Origin of the sequence: Chitinophaga sp. Hz27 (genome assembly GCF_042263525.1) — a bacterium.
Lineage (GTDB): Bacteria > Bacteroidota > Bacteroidia > Chitinophagales > Chitinophagaceae > Chitinophaga.
The window spans coordinates 319,575-334,429 of record NZ_JBHKFJ010000008.1 but is presented as its reverse complement, the minus strand read 5'-3'; the positions used below and the strand labels follow the sequence as shown (position 1 = coordinate 334,429).

Below are 14,855 nucleotides of genomic sequence, written 5' to 3'. Positions count from 1 at the left end.
TAGTAAAATAATGGGAAAAGAGACAATTAAATATATACTTTTCGATGCGGCCAATACCCTTATCCATAAACCACAATTATGGACAAAGATGGATGCCGCATTTCAGAAGTTTGGAATCGAGGTAGATATGAAACGCTTACAAACGAATCATAAATTATTGTCTGAAGTAATCGAGTTTCCTGATAAAACTTCGGCAGATTTCTATCGTAAATTCAATGCAGATCTGCTTTTGTCACTGGGAATTATTCCGGAAGAGGAGCTATTAAACTGCATTTTTGAGTATTGCACTTACCTGCCATGGGAGAAGTTTGAAGATACAAATGTATTGGATAAATTAAACGTTCCAGTTGGTGTGGTGTCCAATTTCAACAATGGCTTGTCTGGGATACTTAATGGCTTGTTCGGAAATAGATTCCAAGATATTATTGTTTCTGAAGAAAAAAAACTGAGAAAACCTGATCTGGCTTTTTACCAATTGGCGCAAGATGCTGTTGGTTTAAAACCGGATGAAATATTGTATATCGGCGATTCGTTGTCTCTGGACATAATACCCGGAAAACAAATGGGATGGCGTGTTTTACTGATCGATCGTCTGGAGTTATTCACCGCAGGGGGATTGTCAATTTCTTCCCTGAACGCGTTAAGTGAAATTGTATAAAATTAATTCCATCAAAATGAAGAGATTGGCTATAATCGGCTCTGGCGACTTAGGACAGCAGATTGCATATCATGCAGCTACAGATGGCCATTATGAAATCGCAGGTTTTTTTGATGATTTCAAAAATGCTGGCGAAAAAGTCGGAGAACATGTGATACTGGGGAAATCCGGAGATATAGCTACTTTGTTTAGCCAAGGGGATTTTGATTGTTTAATGATTGGGATAGGCTATAAACATTTTGAAAAAAGAAAAGAATGCTTTAATACCTGGAAAGGTATAATCCCATTCGGAAAAGTATTGCACACTGCCAGTTATGTGGACCCTTCCTGCACCATTGGAGAAGGCGTATTTATTTTACCTGGAGTAGTGCTGGACCAGCAGGTAGTGATCGGGGATAACGTATTGATCAATGTAGGGTCTTGTATTGCACATGATACCGTTATCGGTGCCCATTCATTTTTATCGCCACGCGTTGCCGTAGCGGGTTTTGTGGAGATAGGTTCCTGCTGCAATATCGGTATCAACTCAACTATTATCGACAACTTGAAAATTGTGGATATGGTTCAGACAGGTGGCGGAACTACTGTAATCAATAACCTAACACAAGCAGGCCTTTATGTTGGAACGCCTGCTCGTTTTGTCCGATAAGCATATCCCTTCAGATTGGGATGATTATAATACCATCTTGATATTTATTGTTTAGTAATAATATAGCAATGATAAACACATTAATACCATTTAATAAGCCATATTTAACAGGAAAAGAGGCGCATTACATTTACCAGGCAGTTTATTCTGGAAAAATTTCTGGTAACGGTGTTTATACTAAAAAGTGTCAGGCATTTTTTGAAGAGCGTTATGGCTTTAGAAAAACATTACTTACAACTTCTTGTACAGATGCCCTGGAAATGGCAGCAATATTAGCTAATATTCAGCCGGGAGATGAAGTGATTGTACCTTCTTACACTTTTGTCTCATCCGCAATTGCGTTTATTCGTGAGGGTGCAAAAATTGTGTTTGCGGATAGTGGTAAGAACAATCCTAACATGGATGCTGATGCTTTGGAAGAACTGATAACGGAAAAGACACGTGTTATTGTTCCGGTACACTATGCTGGTATTGCCTGTGATATGGATAAAATCATGGCGCTGGCAGATAAATATAACCTCTTGGTTATTGAAGATGCTGCGCAGGCAATTGATGCATTTTATAAAGGCCGACCTTTAGGTTCTATAGGCCATATGGCAGCCTTTTCCTTCCATGAAACCAAAAATATTATTTCTGGAGAAGGTGGAATGCTGGTAGTAAATGATCCACGTTTTGCTGAAAGAGCAGAAATTATCTGGGAAAAAGGTACTAACCGTGCACAATTCTTTAGAGGCGAAGTCAATAAATATGGTTGGGTAGATACTGGATCTTCATTTTTACCGTCAGAGATTGTAGCAGCATTCCTGTATGCCCAGCTGGAAAACCTGGATGCTATTCAACATAAAAGAAAAGAAATCTGGGAAATGTATGCAGAAGGATTGGCGGAACTTGCAGCAAAAGGAGAACTGATATTACCTGAGATCCCAGACTATGCAACCAACAATGCGCATATGTTTTATATAGTATGTAATGATCTGCAAACACGTAGTAATCTCATTACCTACCTTAAAGAAAGAAATGTTTTCAGTGTATTCCACTACCTCAGCTTACATAAAAGTGAATATAATACCACAGTAAATCCATTGCAGGCAGCAAGGGTATTGCCAGCAAGCGACAACTTTACTGATTGTCTGCTAAGGTTGCCATTTTACTTCGAGTTAAGCAAGGAGGATGTTACCTACATCATTAATACAATTAAAACATTCTTTGATGAATATGCTGATTGATAAATCTTCAGCAAATTGTACACCTGAAAGGAGTCATTGCTCAGTATTTTTTAAACTGACAGTTTTACAATAAAGACAAAAAACAATGGGAAAATGAAATATGTGCATGTAATTGTAAATACTGCTTATACGGCTCCTTTTATTACTTTAATAAATCAGAATTTCGACTCTTCTGAACATGTGTTTTTTGTGATACGAGGTTGGTCAGAGGACAAGGTAAAAATACCTGTACAGGATAATGTATATCCTATTAATAAGCTCGGAAATTTAAAGTATGGTTTCCGACTTATCAGGAATCTGAATAGCAGTAAGAAAATCTTCATACATGGCTTATTTGGCCCCCTGCTCTTGCTACTATTAAGATTACAACCCTGGTTGTTGAGAAAGTCTAGTTGGGCAGTTTGGGGAGGTGATTTATATGGATATCAATATCCGAAAATTAGTCTCAAAGATAAGTTTGAGGAGCGGCTCAGAAGATTTTGTATTAAGCGTTTTTCGGAGTTGATTACCATTAAGGGAGACTATGATCTGGCGAAAAAATGGTATAACGCTACTGGTGCATATAAACATGCTATGTACTCAACTCCCTTAAAGACGGAGGAAATAGACAATGTAGCGGCAACTGTACAACAGGAAAAGAGAGACGTCCTCCATATTCAGATTGGCAATTCGGCTGCTCCCGAAAATAACCATTTTGAAATGCTGGAATTACTTAAGCCATATCAGCAGGAGAACATTAAAATATTCGCATTGCTCTCATATGGTGTGGTAGATCAATATGCGGATGACGTTATTGCACAGGGTAAAGCATACTTTGGCGATAAGTTTGTAGCAATTCGGGACTATATGAATTTCAATGACTTCATAAGTTTCATGAATCAGATGGATATAGTAATATTTAATCATCGCAGGCAGCAGGCTATAGGAAATCTATTTCTCGCTACCTACCTGAAAAAAAAGATTTTCTTTAACCAGGAAAGTACCCTGTGGTATACATTTACAGAGGAGTATAAAATTAATCTACTCCAGACTTCATCTATACAAACACTCGATTTTCAAACTTTCAGTTCGCTTAATGATAATATTGCAGCACAAAATAAACAAATGGTGTCTGCGGTGCTGAAAGAAGAACATATTATTAATTTATGGGCCGCTTTATTTAATAAGTAGCCTTTTACATTTATGAAGGTTTTAAAAATATTTCTTTCTTTTTCAATAGGAACATGGATTGGTGCCATCATTGGGGTTATCACTATTCCTTTACTGACGCATTTTTTCTCGCCTGCAGACTTTGGCAAAGCATCAATGTTTGCTTTGGCATTGAACATGATGATGTTGTTCACCTTGTTTGGTATTGACCAGGCTTTTATCCGTTTTTTTTATGAAGAAGAGACAGATAAATTATTAAGTAAATGCTTAATACTGACATCAGGCGTATACCTGGTAATTAATGCATTCCTATTCCTTTTCAGACGAGAGATATCTATTTATTTGTTTGATGAATACGTGCCTGAGATGATCCTTTTGCTAGGGCTAACGACTATCATCAATGTGTTAAATAGTTATGCAGTTTCTATTGTCCGCATGGAACAAAAAGGGTTCTTATATTCTATGATCCAAATTGGATTGAGACTGTTTGAGCTTGTGTTCATTGTACTGTTTCTGCTGTTTATGAAAAAGGATTATACCATAATGGTATATGCAAAGTCTGTAACGTTGTTGGTTGTAACACTCTATGCCATGTTCATTACCAAGAAAACCTGGGCAGGAGTTGGTTTCAATCATAAAGACAGCAAACATTCTTTATCTGAAATTTTCTATTTCAGCTACCCGCTTGCAATTACGAATGTTATTGCCTGGGCCTTGCAGTCTATTGACAAACTCGCATTAAAAGAAGCAGCTACAATTACTGATTTGGGAATATACACCGCGGCATTTCGTATCGTATTGGTATTGCAGATTGTGCAGACTTCCTTTACAACCTATTGGATCCCGCTTTCTTATGAACGATTCCATAAATATGGAGAAGAAGAAACCAATAAAACATTTTTTAGTAAAGTTAGCCAGGGTGCCACATTAGTCATGTTATCAGGAGGCGTGCTACTGATTATGTGTAAAGGAATGTTTGGATGGATTGTTGGCAAGCAGTTTCAGGCCGGAGTGTCGCTTATTCCGTTCCTGGTTTTCATGCCAGTGATGTATACACTTACAGAAACTACAACTATAGGGTTGAACTTCTACAAGAAGGTAAAAGTGATAATGGTTATTTCATTAATTACCCTATTGGTGGCTGTGGCAGGAAACTACTTACTGGTACCTATTTATAAAGGAAAAGGTGCCGCTATTTCCATTGCAGTGTCTTCCATCTTATTTTTTATATTACGTACACAATTTTCGATAAAATATTTTGCGGTAGACTATAAGCTTAGCAAAGTTTATATGCTATTGGCGCTTATGTTTGGATACGCATGGTATAGTACATTTTTTGATTGGAATATCTTTAATACAATCATTGGTGTTGGGCTGCTTGGACTTATTGTAATCTTTTATTTCAAGAATATTCTGCATGATCTGAAGCCGTTAATTTTTAAGTCCCAGGCTCCGGAAAAATAGTGATATGCTAATAGTTATTATATTCCTCATTTTATCAGCATTTAGTTTTTATCGCAGGGATAATGGCTTGACGATCAAACTGGTCATGATATTCCTGGCCGGCATATCTATTTTTCTATCTTCCAAATCTTCCGACTTTCCTATTTATGAAGGTTATTATGAAAAAGTACAACCCTTATATACCGTATTAAGACATTGGGATTTTTCTTCTTTCGATACAGAAGAAAAGTTTGAAATCGGGTATGCGCTGCTGAACTCTTTTTTTAAAATGTTTACAGCGCATGTGGCCATCCTATACATATTTTCGAATGCTTTCATCCTGTTACTCATATATATTTTTATCAGGAAAAAAACACTGAATAGTTACAAGGTTTTACTACCTTATTTTGTTTTTGTTTTTATCTCTATACAAGTTGGTATTATACGTCAAGCGATTTCCATCGCCATATTTTTCTTTTGTATCAGGTTTATTATAAGCAAAGATTTTTGGAGATATGCAATTGGAATTATATTAGCTGGGCTATTTCACCGTACTGCATTATTCCTTTTACCACTCTATTTTTTAGCAAATAGAAAGTTTTCTAACCGGCTGTTGTGGATCATCTTTGGGATTGGGTTAATGATATATATGCAGATAATCCCGTTCTCACCACTTACGCTTTTAGAAGGAACTGCAAACATTTTCCTCCCTTCTATTGGCGATAAGCTTGTATTCTACTTATTTCAGAATAAACAGCTTGGCGCTCCGAGCAAGTTTACACAGGGTATTTTCGAAAATGCAATCGTATTTTGTTTGTTGATTTGGGCTAGAAAGGAGCTAATCAAGAAAGGCCAATATGACTCATTCCTGAATGTATGCTTCAATTTTGCAATACTGTATATTTTTATTTATATATATCTATTTGATTTATATACATTTATATATAGATTGAACTACTTTTTTGTGTTTTTCAAATTCATGATCATTGCAAAATACATTGAATCACTGGAATGGAATTATAATAGGTTTATTGGGACTTTATTATTGATTTTTTATTGTGCTATCATGCTGACAATCAGATTAATACAAGGTTATTAGTTTTTTACATCAGTATTTGACTGCATTTATTTTAAATGAATTATTGAAAGTATTTAAGTGAAGTGATAATAGGGGGAAGTCAGAGATATGTTGTCAGCAGCGGCTGCTGTATATTTGCTGAAAATATCTATGCCTGTGAATGGGCGGGCGCTCATTTGAATTACGCTATTTTGAATGCAAACATCTTTTAATTATGATCAAAGTTTTACTTATCCAAAATATTATCGCCAGGTATAATTTGCCAATATATAATTTATTAAGCAACGAACCAGGCATTTCCTTGACTGTTGCACATTATGGGAAGAAGGAGGATAGTAAAAAAGGGTTTGAGGAAATCGTATTACAGAATAAGCAGAAAGGTCCGTTTCAATTTTCTGTGGAGAATATACGCGAAATAGCCGATAATTATGATGTAGTTATCTGTATGGGAGATATACGCTGGTTGTCGCTCATGGGGCTAGGGCGAGGTAAAAGAAAATATAAATTGATTTATTGGGGTATTGGTGTTTCGGCATCCTACAAAAATAAATTTGATGAAAATAAGCGATGGGATTTTCTTCGTTATTACTTTATGCGGAAAGCGGATGCTTTGGTTTTTTATTCCAATTATCCCGTGGAAAAATATGCTCAGAAAGGATTCTCCAAAGAAAGTTTGTTTGTAGCCCACAACACGGTGGCCGTTAACCCTACAATAAAGGATACACCGACAAAGGACAGTATCCTATTTGTAGGAACCCTGTATAAAGAAAAAGGAATTTCCGAATTGCTGGAAGCTTATCAGGAAGCATTTAATAAATCTACCAACCTACCAATACTGAATATTATCGGTGGTGGTGATGAATTAGAGAATATTTCAAATTGGGTAAAGGAAAATAGGTTAGAGAATCAGATTAAGTTACTGGGCCCTATTTACGATAATACCGTGCTTGAATCTTACTTCATGAGGGCTTTTGCTTGTATTTCACCCAGTCAGGCAGGACTTTCGGTGCTGACCAGTATGGCTTATGGTGTGCCTTTTATTACCCGCCATGATGCAATAACAGGAGGCGAACGCTTAAACATTGATAATAATAAAACAGGAATACTTTATAGAGAATATCAGGATTTAGTACAAATACTTTCTGATATCAAGGATAATGGTAAGAAGTATATTACAATGGGAGAAAGCGCAAAGGAATTCTATTATAATAACCGCACCCCAGAACATATGGTTGCTGGGTTTGTAGATGCAATAAACTATGTAAAATCAAAATAGGCATGGCTAACATAATTGATCTGAAAACGTATACAGACGCACGAGGAAACCTTACAGTTGTAGAAAAAGTTATTCCTTTTGACATAAAAAGAGTATTTTACATTTACGGGGTTGACGATTCTGTACGAGGAAACCATAGACACAAGAAAACTATTCAGGCTGCAATTGCGATTCAAGGAGCTTGCAGGATTATGAACAAATCCGGAGATGGATTACCAGCTGAAGCATTTCATTTAGACACGCCTTCAAAATGTCTAATCATTAATCCTGAAGATTATCACTGGATGGATAATTTCACCAAGGACTGTATCCTAATGGTTTTCGCCTCAGATTATTTTGATGCGAACGACTACATCCATGAACCTTATAAATAGAATATACCATCTGAGGGAGTGCATTTGAGGATTTTGAGGTTATTCGTTAAATCTGAAAATTACTTCCTTATGAAAATAAAACACTACGGCGTATTCAACAAACAGCACAAAACACTTAATTGGGAAAATTTACGAAATGATGAAACCGAGCCTTCTTATTTTCTCCCACATAAGCGGGAAGAGTATATCAAACAAATGGGCTGTGGATTGCATGCTGAAACCGCAAAAGTAATTATTAATGAAGCCGCTGGATTGGGAATTGATAAAGTATTTTCCATAGGCTCAGGTATAGCGGCGCAGGAATATCAGATCAAGAATCAATCAGACCTGCATGTGGTGGTATCTGATTATAATCCATCCGTATCAAGACTGAAAACTTTTGGTATTTTTGATGATGTAATTAGGTATGATGCATTGAAGGATCCTCTGCCTGCTGATCATAAAACATTGGTTTTGTTCCCTCGGATCGATACAGAATTTGAAGATGAACAATTAAAAGCAATTTTTGAAAATTGCAGTAAATCCAACATCCAAAATATCTGTTTTATCCCGGCACAACTCCTTACTTCCAACACTGTGCTGTCAGAAGTAAAAGTCATTCTAATAAGTTTGCTAAAAGGAAAATCAAGGGTTTTTTGCGGTTATTCTCGGAGTAAGGCCGCCTTTAGTAAACTGTGGAATGGATATTATACTATTTCAAAAGAATGTTTCACAGATCGTGAATTTTATTTTTTAAAGAAAATATAAAAATTATTTTAATGATTGAGTACGAGAATCTAGGCAAACTAAACCAGCCGTTTTTTGAATCATACACATCCCGGTTTAAGGATGTACTGCATTCTGGCTGGTATATCCTAGGTAACAGTGTAAGTACATTTGAGAAAGAATATGCCGGTTTTACCAACTCCCGCCATTGTATCGGGGTGGCCTCTGGCCTCGACGCTCTTAGTCTTGCGCTAAGGAGCTTAGATTTAAATGAAGGTGAAGAAGTAATTGTTCCTTCAAACACTTATATCGCTACAATCCTTTCAATAGTTCAAAATCAACTGAAACCTGTACTCGTAGAACCAGACATTAATACTTATAATATTGATCCGCTAAAGATCGAAGAAAAAATTACTCCAGCAACAAGAGCCATTATGGTTGTTCATCTTTATGGCAAATGCTGTGATATGGATGCCATATTGGCTATTGCAAAAAAATATGAACTTCATGTAATCGAGGATTGCGCCCAAGCACAGGGAGCCACATTCAAATCAACAATGGCTGGTAACTTCGGTGCGTTTGGTGCTCATAGTTTTTATCCTACCAAAAACCTTGGCGCTTTGGGTGATGCGGGTGCAGTTACTACTAATAATGATGCACATGCTGAAAAATTAAAAGCACTGCGCAATTATGGCTCCAAAGTAAAATATGTCAACGATTATGTTGGCTTCAATTCCCGCCTCGACGAATTGCAAGCTGCGTTTCTATCTGTTAAACTAGCATCCTTAAATTCTATTAACGTTCATAAAAGGGAATTAGCTGATCTATATCTGAAACATCTGAACAACGATTTCATTAAGCCAGTTGTGCATCCTGATTACTTCGATGTTTACCACATCTTTAATATCAGACATCCTAGAAGAGATGAACTTCGCAATTATTTGCTTGAAAATGGGGTTAAAACAGAAATTCATTATCCAATCTCTCCTAATAAGCAATTAGCCATGAAAGGAATAATTGAAGGAGAATTCCCTATTTCAGAAGAAATTCATGCTACCACTTTAAGTTTACCCATCTCATATTTTCATACAAAAGAGGATGTGATGAAAGTAATTGAAACCGCAAATAATTTTTAAGACGATGAGATATAACTTTTGTACACTTTTTGATTCTTATTACCTAACTAGGGGAATCACTTTATATCAATCACTTGAAAAGCATTGCAAAGATTTTCATCTCTATATCTTCGCCTTTGATGATAAAGCCGTTTCAATTCTGAATAGCTTGAATCTGAAACATGCAACAATAATTAGCAAAGCTGAATTTGAAACACCAGAATTATTAGCAGTAAAATCCGACAGGACGATTGCGGAATACTGCTGGACATGCACTGCATCTACCATATGGCACGCTATCAAACACTTCGGCCTTGATAACTGTGCTTATCTGGATGCTGATATGCTGTTTTTTTCCTCTCCAGATCCCATCTACCAGGAACTTGAAAATAAGTCTGTAGGTATTACTTCTCACAATTTTAGCCCAGATCAAAAATCCTACATGGTATATGGTAAATATTGTGTACAATTCGTTTTCTTCAGAAATGATAAAGATGGAATGGCTGCACTTGACTGGTGGCGAAAAAGCTGCATTGAGTGGTGTTACGCCCGACTGGAAGATGTGCGCTATGGCGATCAGAAATACCTGGAATACTTTGAAGAAAAATTCAATAATGTATGTGTAATTACGCATCCGGGCGTAGGCGTTGCTCCCTGGAATTTTGCATTATTTAAAGCCCATGAAAGTAATGGTCAGGTATTGTTAACAACAAAGAAAGCACCGATTCAAACAATGCCTGTAATTTTCTATCATTATCAAGGACTTAAATTTGTAGATGATGGCAATGAAATTAAGGCTGATGCTGCTTTCATGAAAATCTCTTCAGACTGGTTAAAGTATACGTACACTCCCTACATAAAATTACTTGCTGCTGCACAAGATATGGTTACTGGGAAAAAACCTGTAGAAAGGACCATTATATTTACAAGAACAGTCTCCAAATCTATATCAGCATTCGTTAAGCTAAAGCTTAAACGCTTTAAAATCGTAAGATCGATTTTTTATGCAGTAAAGAAGTCCAGATACGATCAGCCCAAAGGCATTGGGGGCAGCATCTAAGACAATGGAGCTTTTTGTAGAACCATCTTAATCTGAAATGAATTTCAGACTATTAAAAAGAATCAATTTTATGCAGGAAGGAAATGTCAATTTCGACATTTATACTAAAAGAGATTATGTCCCAGGAAAGTCGACCTTGGTTCAGACTTTATGGTATTTTGTAAACTGCTTGTGTTTTATCAATCCACTGAATCCGTTGTCAGGAATTAAAGTAAGATTGTTAAGATTGTTTGGAGCAAAGGTGGGGAAAAATGTTGTTATTAAACCTGGTGTTAATATCAAATATCCCTGGAGACTTACCATTGGAGACAATGTATGGCTTGGAGAAAATATTTGGATTGATAACCTAGTCCAGGTTACCATTGGAAATAATGTTTGTATTTCTCAAGGAGCAATGTTGCTCACAGGGAACCATGATTATAAAAAAGCATCCTTTGATCTGATCGTAGGCGAAATTACCCTTGCAGATGGCGTTTGGATAGGGGCAAAAAGTACCGTTTGTCCTGGAGTTACTTGTGCATCACATTCAATTCTGACAGTCAATTCAATGACCAGTAAACATATGGAAGCATATGGTATCTATACTGGAGTTCCTGCTGTATTGGTTAGAAAAAGAAAGATTGAAGGTTAATGCTGAAATAGATTACTATAATAATAAGCGGGCATTTTTAAAACTTAAATGAAATGACCACCACAAAAAAAGTGTATGAAGGTTTCAATTGTTACAGTTTCATATAATGCAGCTAGCACTATAGCTTCTACCATTGAATCTGTATTATCTCAAACGCATAATGATATAGAGTACATTATTGTTGATGGTAAATCTAAAGATGATACCATGGCCGTTGTTGAGCGATATAAAGATGGTATCGCAAAGTATGTCTCTGAAAAAGATAACGGATTATATGATGCCATCAACAAAGGAATTGCTATGGCAACTGGAGATATAGTGGGGATTTTGAATGCAGATGATTTCTTTGTACATCAGAACGTAGTGAAGAACATTGTTGATGCATTTAATCAAGACACGAAACTGGATGCTGTCATTGCTGATATTGCCTTTGTCAATCCAAACCGGTTAGACAAGGTTGTAAGATATTATTCTTCCAAAGGTTGGAAGCCTGGAAAGTTTGGACTAGGGTTTATGCCTCCGCATCCATCTTTTTATGTAAAAAGAGAATTATATAAGCAATTGGGTGATTACAAACCTGATTATAAAATTTGTGCCGATTATGAGTTGTTAATTCGCTTCATCTATGTTAACAAAGTTCGGTATAAATACATTGATGACTGTCTCGTATATATGCGTACAGGCGGCGTGAGTAATAGTTCTATTAAGAGCAGATATGTACTGAATCAGGAAATCGTACGTGCTTGTAAGGAAAATGGTATTTCAACAAATATGTTTATCCTCTCGCTTAAATATTTCCGGAAAGTATTTGAGGTTATTAACCCGGTATTTGCTTCAAAGCGGGTAAGATAATAAATTAGGCACGTAATAAAATATAAAAGGGGAAAGCTGAAATAACAGGAGATCATCTCCGGTATTTCAGCTTTCCCTTTTTGTTGTAGTTAAATTAAATATCGTTGAGTAATAAATGGTGTACTTCGGTCAGTGGTATCTGCGGTTTGACATCTAATTTTTTATTAGCCATTAAGTATCCGATACCATCATGCTCTCCGTTTTTGATGGCTACAAATGCGATGTAGTTTTCAAAATTCTTTATTTCACCAGTTTTGGGAGAAGTGATACTGAAGTTTTTCTCAATATTTTCAGGATATACTAATTCTACGAATAAGCTGTTGCCTCTGTTGTCGATTTCAAAAATGGTTTTACCATCTGTAGTCGCGGTAAAGGATGCCAGTAATTCCGCTGCTTGCAAGGCCTCATTGGGAGTTCCAAACTCAATCAGAAAGTCCCTGGACATTCTTGGAAGAAGTGTTGTGTAGTTTTTGATATTTATGATATTCATAAACTCAATATGGTTCTTCAACCTCCAGTAATATGTCAAGTGTTTGTGAGGTTTCTGATGAAGCCCTGTGGCGATATAAAGATTTACATCCAGTGACAGTAATTGTTTGAGGGTGTTGTCATAATGCGTAAGAACTGTAAGCAGTGGGTCTTCGCCTTTAGGACAATACCATTCAGGGTTTGTAAATTGTCCATCATAAGAACTGGAGTTGAAAAGATAGTGATGTTGAATATGAGCGCCTGCATTCAGGAAAAGAGAAGAAAAATCGGGTTGATGTTTCTTCCATTGGTAAATGAATACATCGCTGAGCATATTGTCCAGAATGATGGCTTTAGCACCCGCTTTTTTACGATCCTTTATCAAGGACAGGTAAGCTTTATAACGAGCCGGGGAGATATAGGTGCCTAAGGCAACCAATAAGGTGAGCAGAGATTTAACCGTAAGTTTGCCCTGGGCATTGTCATTTACGGCTTGTTGCACCGCCATGGACAAGTTCTTGAGTAAATAGCTACCGCTGGAAGGAGCGGACGTCCATGGATCTGGTACAAAGAATTTTGGATTCTTCAGCCTGTTATCCGCGTTGAATGGGGAAATAGCGCCGATAGATTTGTTCTTCTCCTCCAATATCTCCCACAGCTGTTTGAGGTCTTTTCTTTCAGTAATATCTCCTAATCTGAATACCTGGTGCTCAGCGTATGTTTTTCCAGTATGCACAGAAACCCATTGGATCCAAGGTTCCAGCAATTTGTACTCAGATTCCGAGGTCGTTTCAGTAAAGCCAAAATTTTTAAATAAATAGTTGAAAGTTGGTAAAAGAGACTGCTCACAATAAATCTTGATATATTCAAAATTTAATTCGTTTAATCCAAGGAGTACTGTTTTTTTATTCATAAGACTTTACTTTGAGCTATATTTGGAGAATATTTATTCAAATTTAAAGCAACTCCGTTAAAATTGGGGACCTTTTATTATAACTATTGAATAAAAACTATAATGCCCTAAATTTGTCAGCATAAATTTTTAAATATCTTTTTAATGAAAAGAGCCCTTATCACAGGTATAACTGGCCAGGATGGCGCGTATTTAACCGAATTTCTTTTGAAAAAAAATTATGAAGTTCATGGCATCAAGCGGCGCAGCTCTTTATTCAATACCGATAGAATAGACCATCTATATCAAGATCCGCATGAAAGTAATGTTCGATTCAAATTACATTACGGAGACCTCTCAGACAGTACTAATCTAATCCGAATTATACAGGAAGTTCAACCTGACGAAATTTATAACCTTGGAGCCATGAGCCATGTTCAGGTAAGCTTTGAAGCCCCTGAATACACCGCAGATGTGGATGGCATTGGTACGTTGAGGATTCTGGAGGCCGTGCGTATTCTTGGACTTACCGATAAAACCCGTATCTACCAAGCTTCTACGTCCGAATTATATGGCCTGGTACAGGAAGTTCCTCAATCAGAAAGAACACCTTTTTATCCTCGCTCTCCATACGCTGTTGCTAAAATGTATGCATTCTGGATCACGGTTAATTATCGTGAGGCATATAAAATGTTTGCTTGCAATGGTATTCTTTTTAATCACGAAAGCCCGCTCCGCGGCGAAACTTTCGTAACAAGGAAGATCACCCGTGGTGTTGCTAAGCTTTCCTTGGGTATGCAGGACAAACTCTTTATGGGTAACCTGGATGCAAAAAGAGACTGGGGGCACGCTAAAGACTATGTTGAGGCAATGTGGCTGATCCTCCAACAGGATACGCCAGAGGATTTCGTTATCGCTACCGGCGTAACAACAACTGTAAGAGACTTTATCCGCATGGCTTTTGAGGAAGTCGGTGTAGAAATTGAATTTATAGGGGAAGGCGTTGATGAGAAAGGTATCGTAAAAGCAAATAAAAATGCGGATTGTCCATTGAAACCTGGACAGGAAGTAGTAGCGATAGATCCTCGTTATTTCCGACCTACGGAAGTAGAACTCTTAATAGGAGATCCTACCAAATCTTCTACCAAACTGGGCTGGAAGCCTAAATATGACCTGCCAGCATTGGTAAAAGAAATGATGGAGGCAGACGTAGAACTGTTCAGAAGAGAGAAATTGCTGAAGGATAATGGCTATAAAGTATTAAATCAATTTGAATAAC

The 14,855-nt window shown here is 36.9% G+C and carries 15 protein-coding genes; 14 read left to right on the top strand and 1 reads right to left on the bottom strand.

Translation table 11 applies throughout. The features are described from left to right. Positions 1-10: 10 nt before the first annotated feature. From ACE38W_RS20565 to ACE38W_RS20505, 13 genes are all read left to right on the top strand, one after another. Positions 11-658 (top strand): HAD family hydrolase, encoded by a 648-nt coding sequence (locus ACE38W_RS20565; protein ID WP_375834033.1) that lies wholly within the window; start codon positions 11-13, stop codon positions 656-658. Positions 659-674: 16 nt separating this feature from the next. Continuing rightward, entirely contained in the window at positions 675-1,307 is a 633-nt protein-coding gene (locus ACE38W_RS20560; protein ID WP_375834030.1) for an acetyltransferase, read from the top strand. Positions 1,308-1,375: 68 nt separating this feature from the next. Beyond that, on the top strand, positions 1,376-2,533 hold the full coding sequence (rffA, locus tag ACE38W_RS20555) for a dTDP-4-amino-4,6-dideoxygalactose transaminase (protein ID WP_375834028.1): 1,158 nt from the start codon (positions 1,376-1,378) through the stop codon (positions 2,531-2,533). A 93-nt stretch (positions 2,534-2,626) separates the two neighbouring features. Continuing rightward, positions 2,627-3,703 carry a TDP-N-acetylfucosamine:lipid II N-acetylfucosaminyltransferase gene (locus tag ACE38W_RS20550; protein WP_375834025.1) on the top strand — a complete coding sequence of 359 codons (1,077 nt, stop codon included), beginning with the start codon at positions 2,627-2,629 and terminating at the stop codon, positions 3,701-3,703. 12 nt (positions 3,704-3,715) lie between these two features. Continuing rightward, positions 3,716-5,146: a lipopolysaccharide biosynthesis protein gene (locus tag ACE38W_RS20545; RefSeq protein ID WP_375834023.1), complete on the top strand. Its 1,431-nt coding sequence runs from the start codon at positions 3,716-3,718 to the stop codon at positions 5,144-5,146. A 4-nt stretch (positions 5,147-5,150) separates the two neighbouring features. Further along, a complete protein-coding gene (locus tag ACE38W_RS20540; protein ID WP_375834021.1) occupies positions 5,151-6,224 on the top strand; it encodes an EpsG family protein in 1,074 nt (357 codons plus the stop codon). A 193-nt stretch (positions 6,225-6,417) separates the two neighbouring features. Next, complete coding sequence (locus ACE38W_RS20535; protein WP_375834018.1) at positions 6,418-7,479, top strand: glycosyltransferase family 4 protein; 1,062 nt, start codon at positions 6,418-6,420, stop codon at positions 7,477-7,479. Positions 7,480-7,481: 2 nt separating this feature from the next. Next, a complete protein-coding gene (locus ACE38W_RS20530; RefSeq protein ID WP_375834015.1) occupies positions 7,482-7,853 on the top strand; it encodes an FdtA/QdtA family cupin domain-containing protein in 372 nt (123 codons plus the stop codon). Between the two features lie 69 nt (positions 7,854-7,922). Beyond that, entirely contained in the window at positions 7,923-8,600 is a 678-nt protein-coding gene (locus tag ACE38W_RS20525) for a hypothetical protein (RefSeq protein ID WP_375834012.1), read from the top strand. 11 nt (positions 8,601-8,611) lie between these two features. Continuing rightward, entirely contained in the window at positions 8,612-9,694 is a 1,083-nt protein-coding gene (locus ACE38W_RS20520) for a DegT/DnrJ/EryC1/StrS family aminotransferase (protein ID WP_375834009.1), read from the top strand. Positions 9,695-9,842: 148 nt separating this feature from the next. Next, positions 9,843-10,733, top strand: coding sequence for a hypothetical protein (locus ACE38W_RS20515; RefSeq protein ID WP_375834006.1), 891 nt, complete (start codon positions 9,843-9,845; stop codon positions 10,731-10,733). A gap of 70 nt (positions 10,734-10,803) precedes the next feature. Next, positions 10,804-11,364: a WcaF family extracellular polysaccharide biosynthesis acetyltransferase gene (locus ACE38W_RS20510; protein ID WP_375834003.1), complete on the top strand. Its 561-nt coding sequence runs from the start codon at positions 10,804-10,806 to the stop codon at positions 11,362-11,364. Between the two features lie 75 nt (positions 11,365-11,439). Continuing rightward, complete coding sequence (locus tag ACE38W_RS20505) at positions 11,440-12,216, top strand: glycosyltransferase family 2 protein (RefSeq protein ID WP_375834001.1); 777 nt, start codon at positions 11,440-11,442, stop codon at positions 12,214-12,216. A 94-nt stretch (positions 12,217-12,310) separates the two neighbouring features. Here the strand turns inward: ACE38W_RS20505 and ACE38W_RS20500 are convergent, their stop codons facing one another. Then, the gene (locus ACE38W_RS20500; RefSeq protein WP_375833998.1) at positions 12,311-13,597 is read right to left on the bottom strand and encodes a hypothetical protein; all 1,287 of its coding nucleotides are present in this window, start codon (positions 13,595-13,597) and stop codon (positions 12,311-12,313) included. 144 nt (positions 13,598-13,741) lie between these two features. Here ACE38W_RS20500 and gmd point away from each other — a divergent pair, with 144 nt between their 5' ends. Continuing rightward, positions 13,742-14,854, top strand: a complete 1,113-nt coding sequence (gene gmd / locus ACE38W_RS20495; protein WP_375833995.1) for a GDP-mannose 4,6-dehydratase — start codon at positions 13,742-13,744, stop codon at positions 14,852-14,854. The last annotated feature ends 1 nt before the right edge of the window (position 14,855 follow it).

What these genes read in the sequence shown, in the direction of transcription:
- ACE38W_RS20510 (WP_375834003.1), top strand. Translation starts at nt 10,804, where the DNA reads ATGCAGGAAGGAAATGTCAATTTCGACATTTATACTAAAAGAGATTAT.
- ACE38W_RS20525 (WP_375834012.1), top strand. Translation starts at nt 7,923, where the DNA reads ATGAAAATAAAACACTACGGCGTATTCAACAAACAGCACAAAACACTT.
- ACE38W_RS20505 (WP_375834001.1), top strand. Translation starts at nt 11,440, where the DNA reads ATGAAGGTTTCAATTGTTACAGTTTCATATAATGCAGCTAGCACTATA.
- ACE38W_RS20540 (WP_375834021.1), top strand. Translation starts at nt 5,151, where the DNA reads ATGCTAATAGTTATTATATTCCTCATTTTATCAGCATTTAGTTTTTAT.
- ACE38W_RS20535 (WP_375834018.1), top strand. Translation starts at nt 6,418, where the DNA reads ATGATCAAAGTTTTACTTATCCAAAATATTATCGCCAGGTATAATTTG.
- ACE38W_RS20550 (WP_375834025.1), top strand. Translation starts at nt 2,627, where the DNA reads ATGAAATATGTGCATGTAATTGTAAATACTGCTTATACGGCTCCTTTT.
- ACE38W_RS20530 (WP_375834015.1), top strand. Translation starts at nt 7,482, where the DNA reads ATGGCTAACATAATTGATCTGAAAACGTATACAGACGCACGAGGAAAC.
- rffA (WP_375834028.1), top strand. Translation starts at nt 1,376, where the DNA reads ATGATAAACACATTAATACCATTTAATAAGCCATATTTAACAGGAAAA.
- ACE38W_RS20545 (WP_375834023.1), top strand. Translation starts at nt 3,716, where the DNA reads ATGAAGGTTTTAAAAATATTTCTTTCTTTTTCAATAGGAACATGGATT.
- ACE38W_RS20565 (WP_375834033.1), top strand. Translation starts at nt 11, where the DNA reads ATGGGAAAAGAGACAATTAAATATATACTTTTCGATGCGGCCAATACC.
- ACE38W_RS20520 (WP_375834009.1), top strand. Translation starts at nt 8,612, where the DNA reads ATGATTGAGTACGAGAATCTAGGCAAACTAAACCAGCCGTTTTTTGAA.
- ACE38W_RS20500 (WP_375833998.1), bottom strand. Translation starts at nt 13,597, where the DNA reads ATGAATAAAAAAACAGTACTCCTTGGATTAAACGAATTAAATTTTGAA.
- gmd (WP_375833995.1), top strand. Translation starts at nt 13,742, where the DNA reads ATGAAAAGAGCCCTTATCACAGGTATAACTGGCCAGGATGGCGCGTAT.
- ACE38W_RS20560 (WP_375834030.1), top strand. Translation starts at nt 675, where the DNA reads ATGAAGAGATTGGCTATAATCGGCTCTGGCGACTTAGGACAGCAGATT.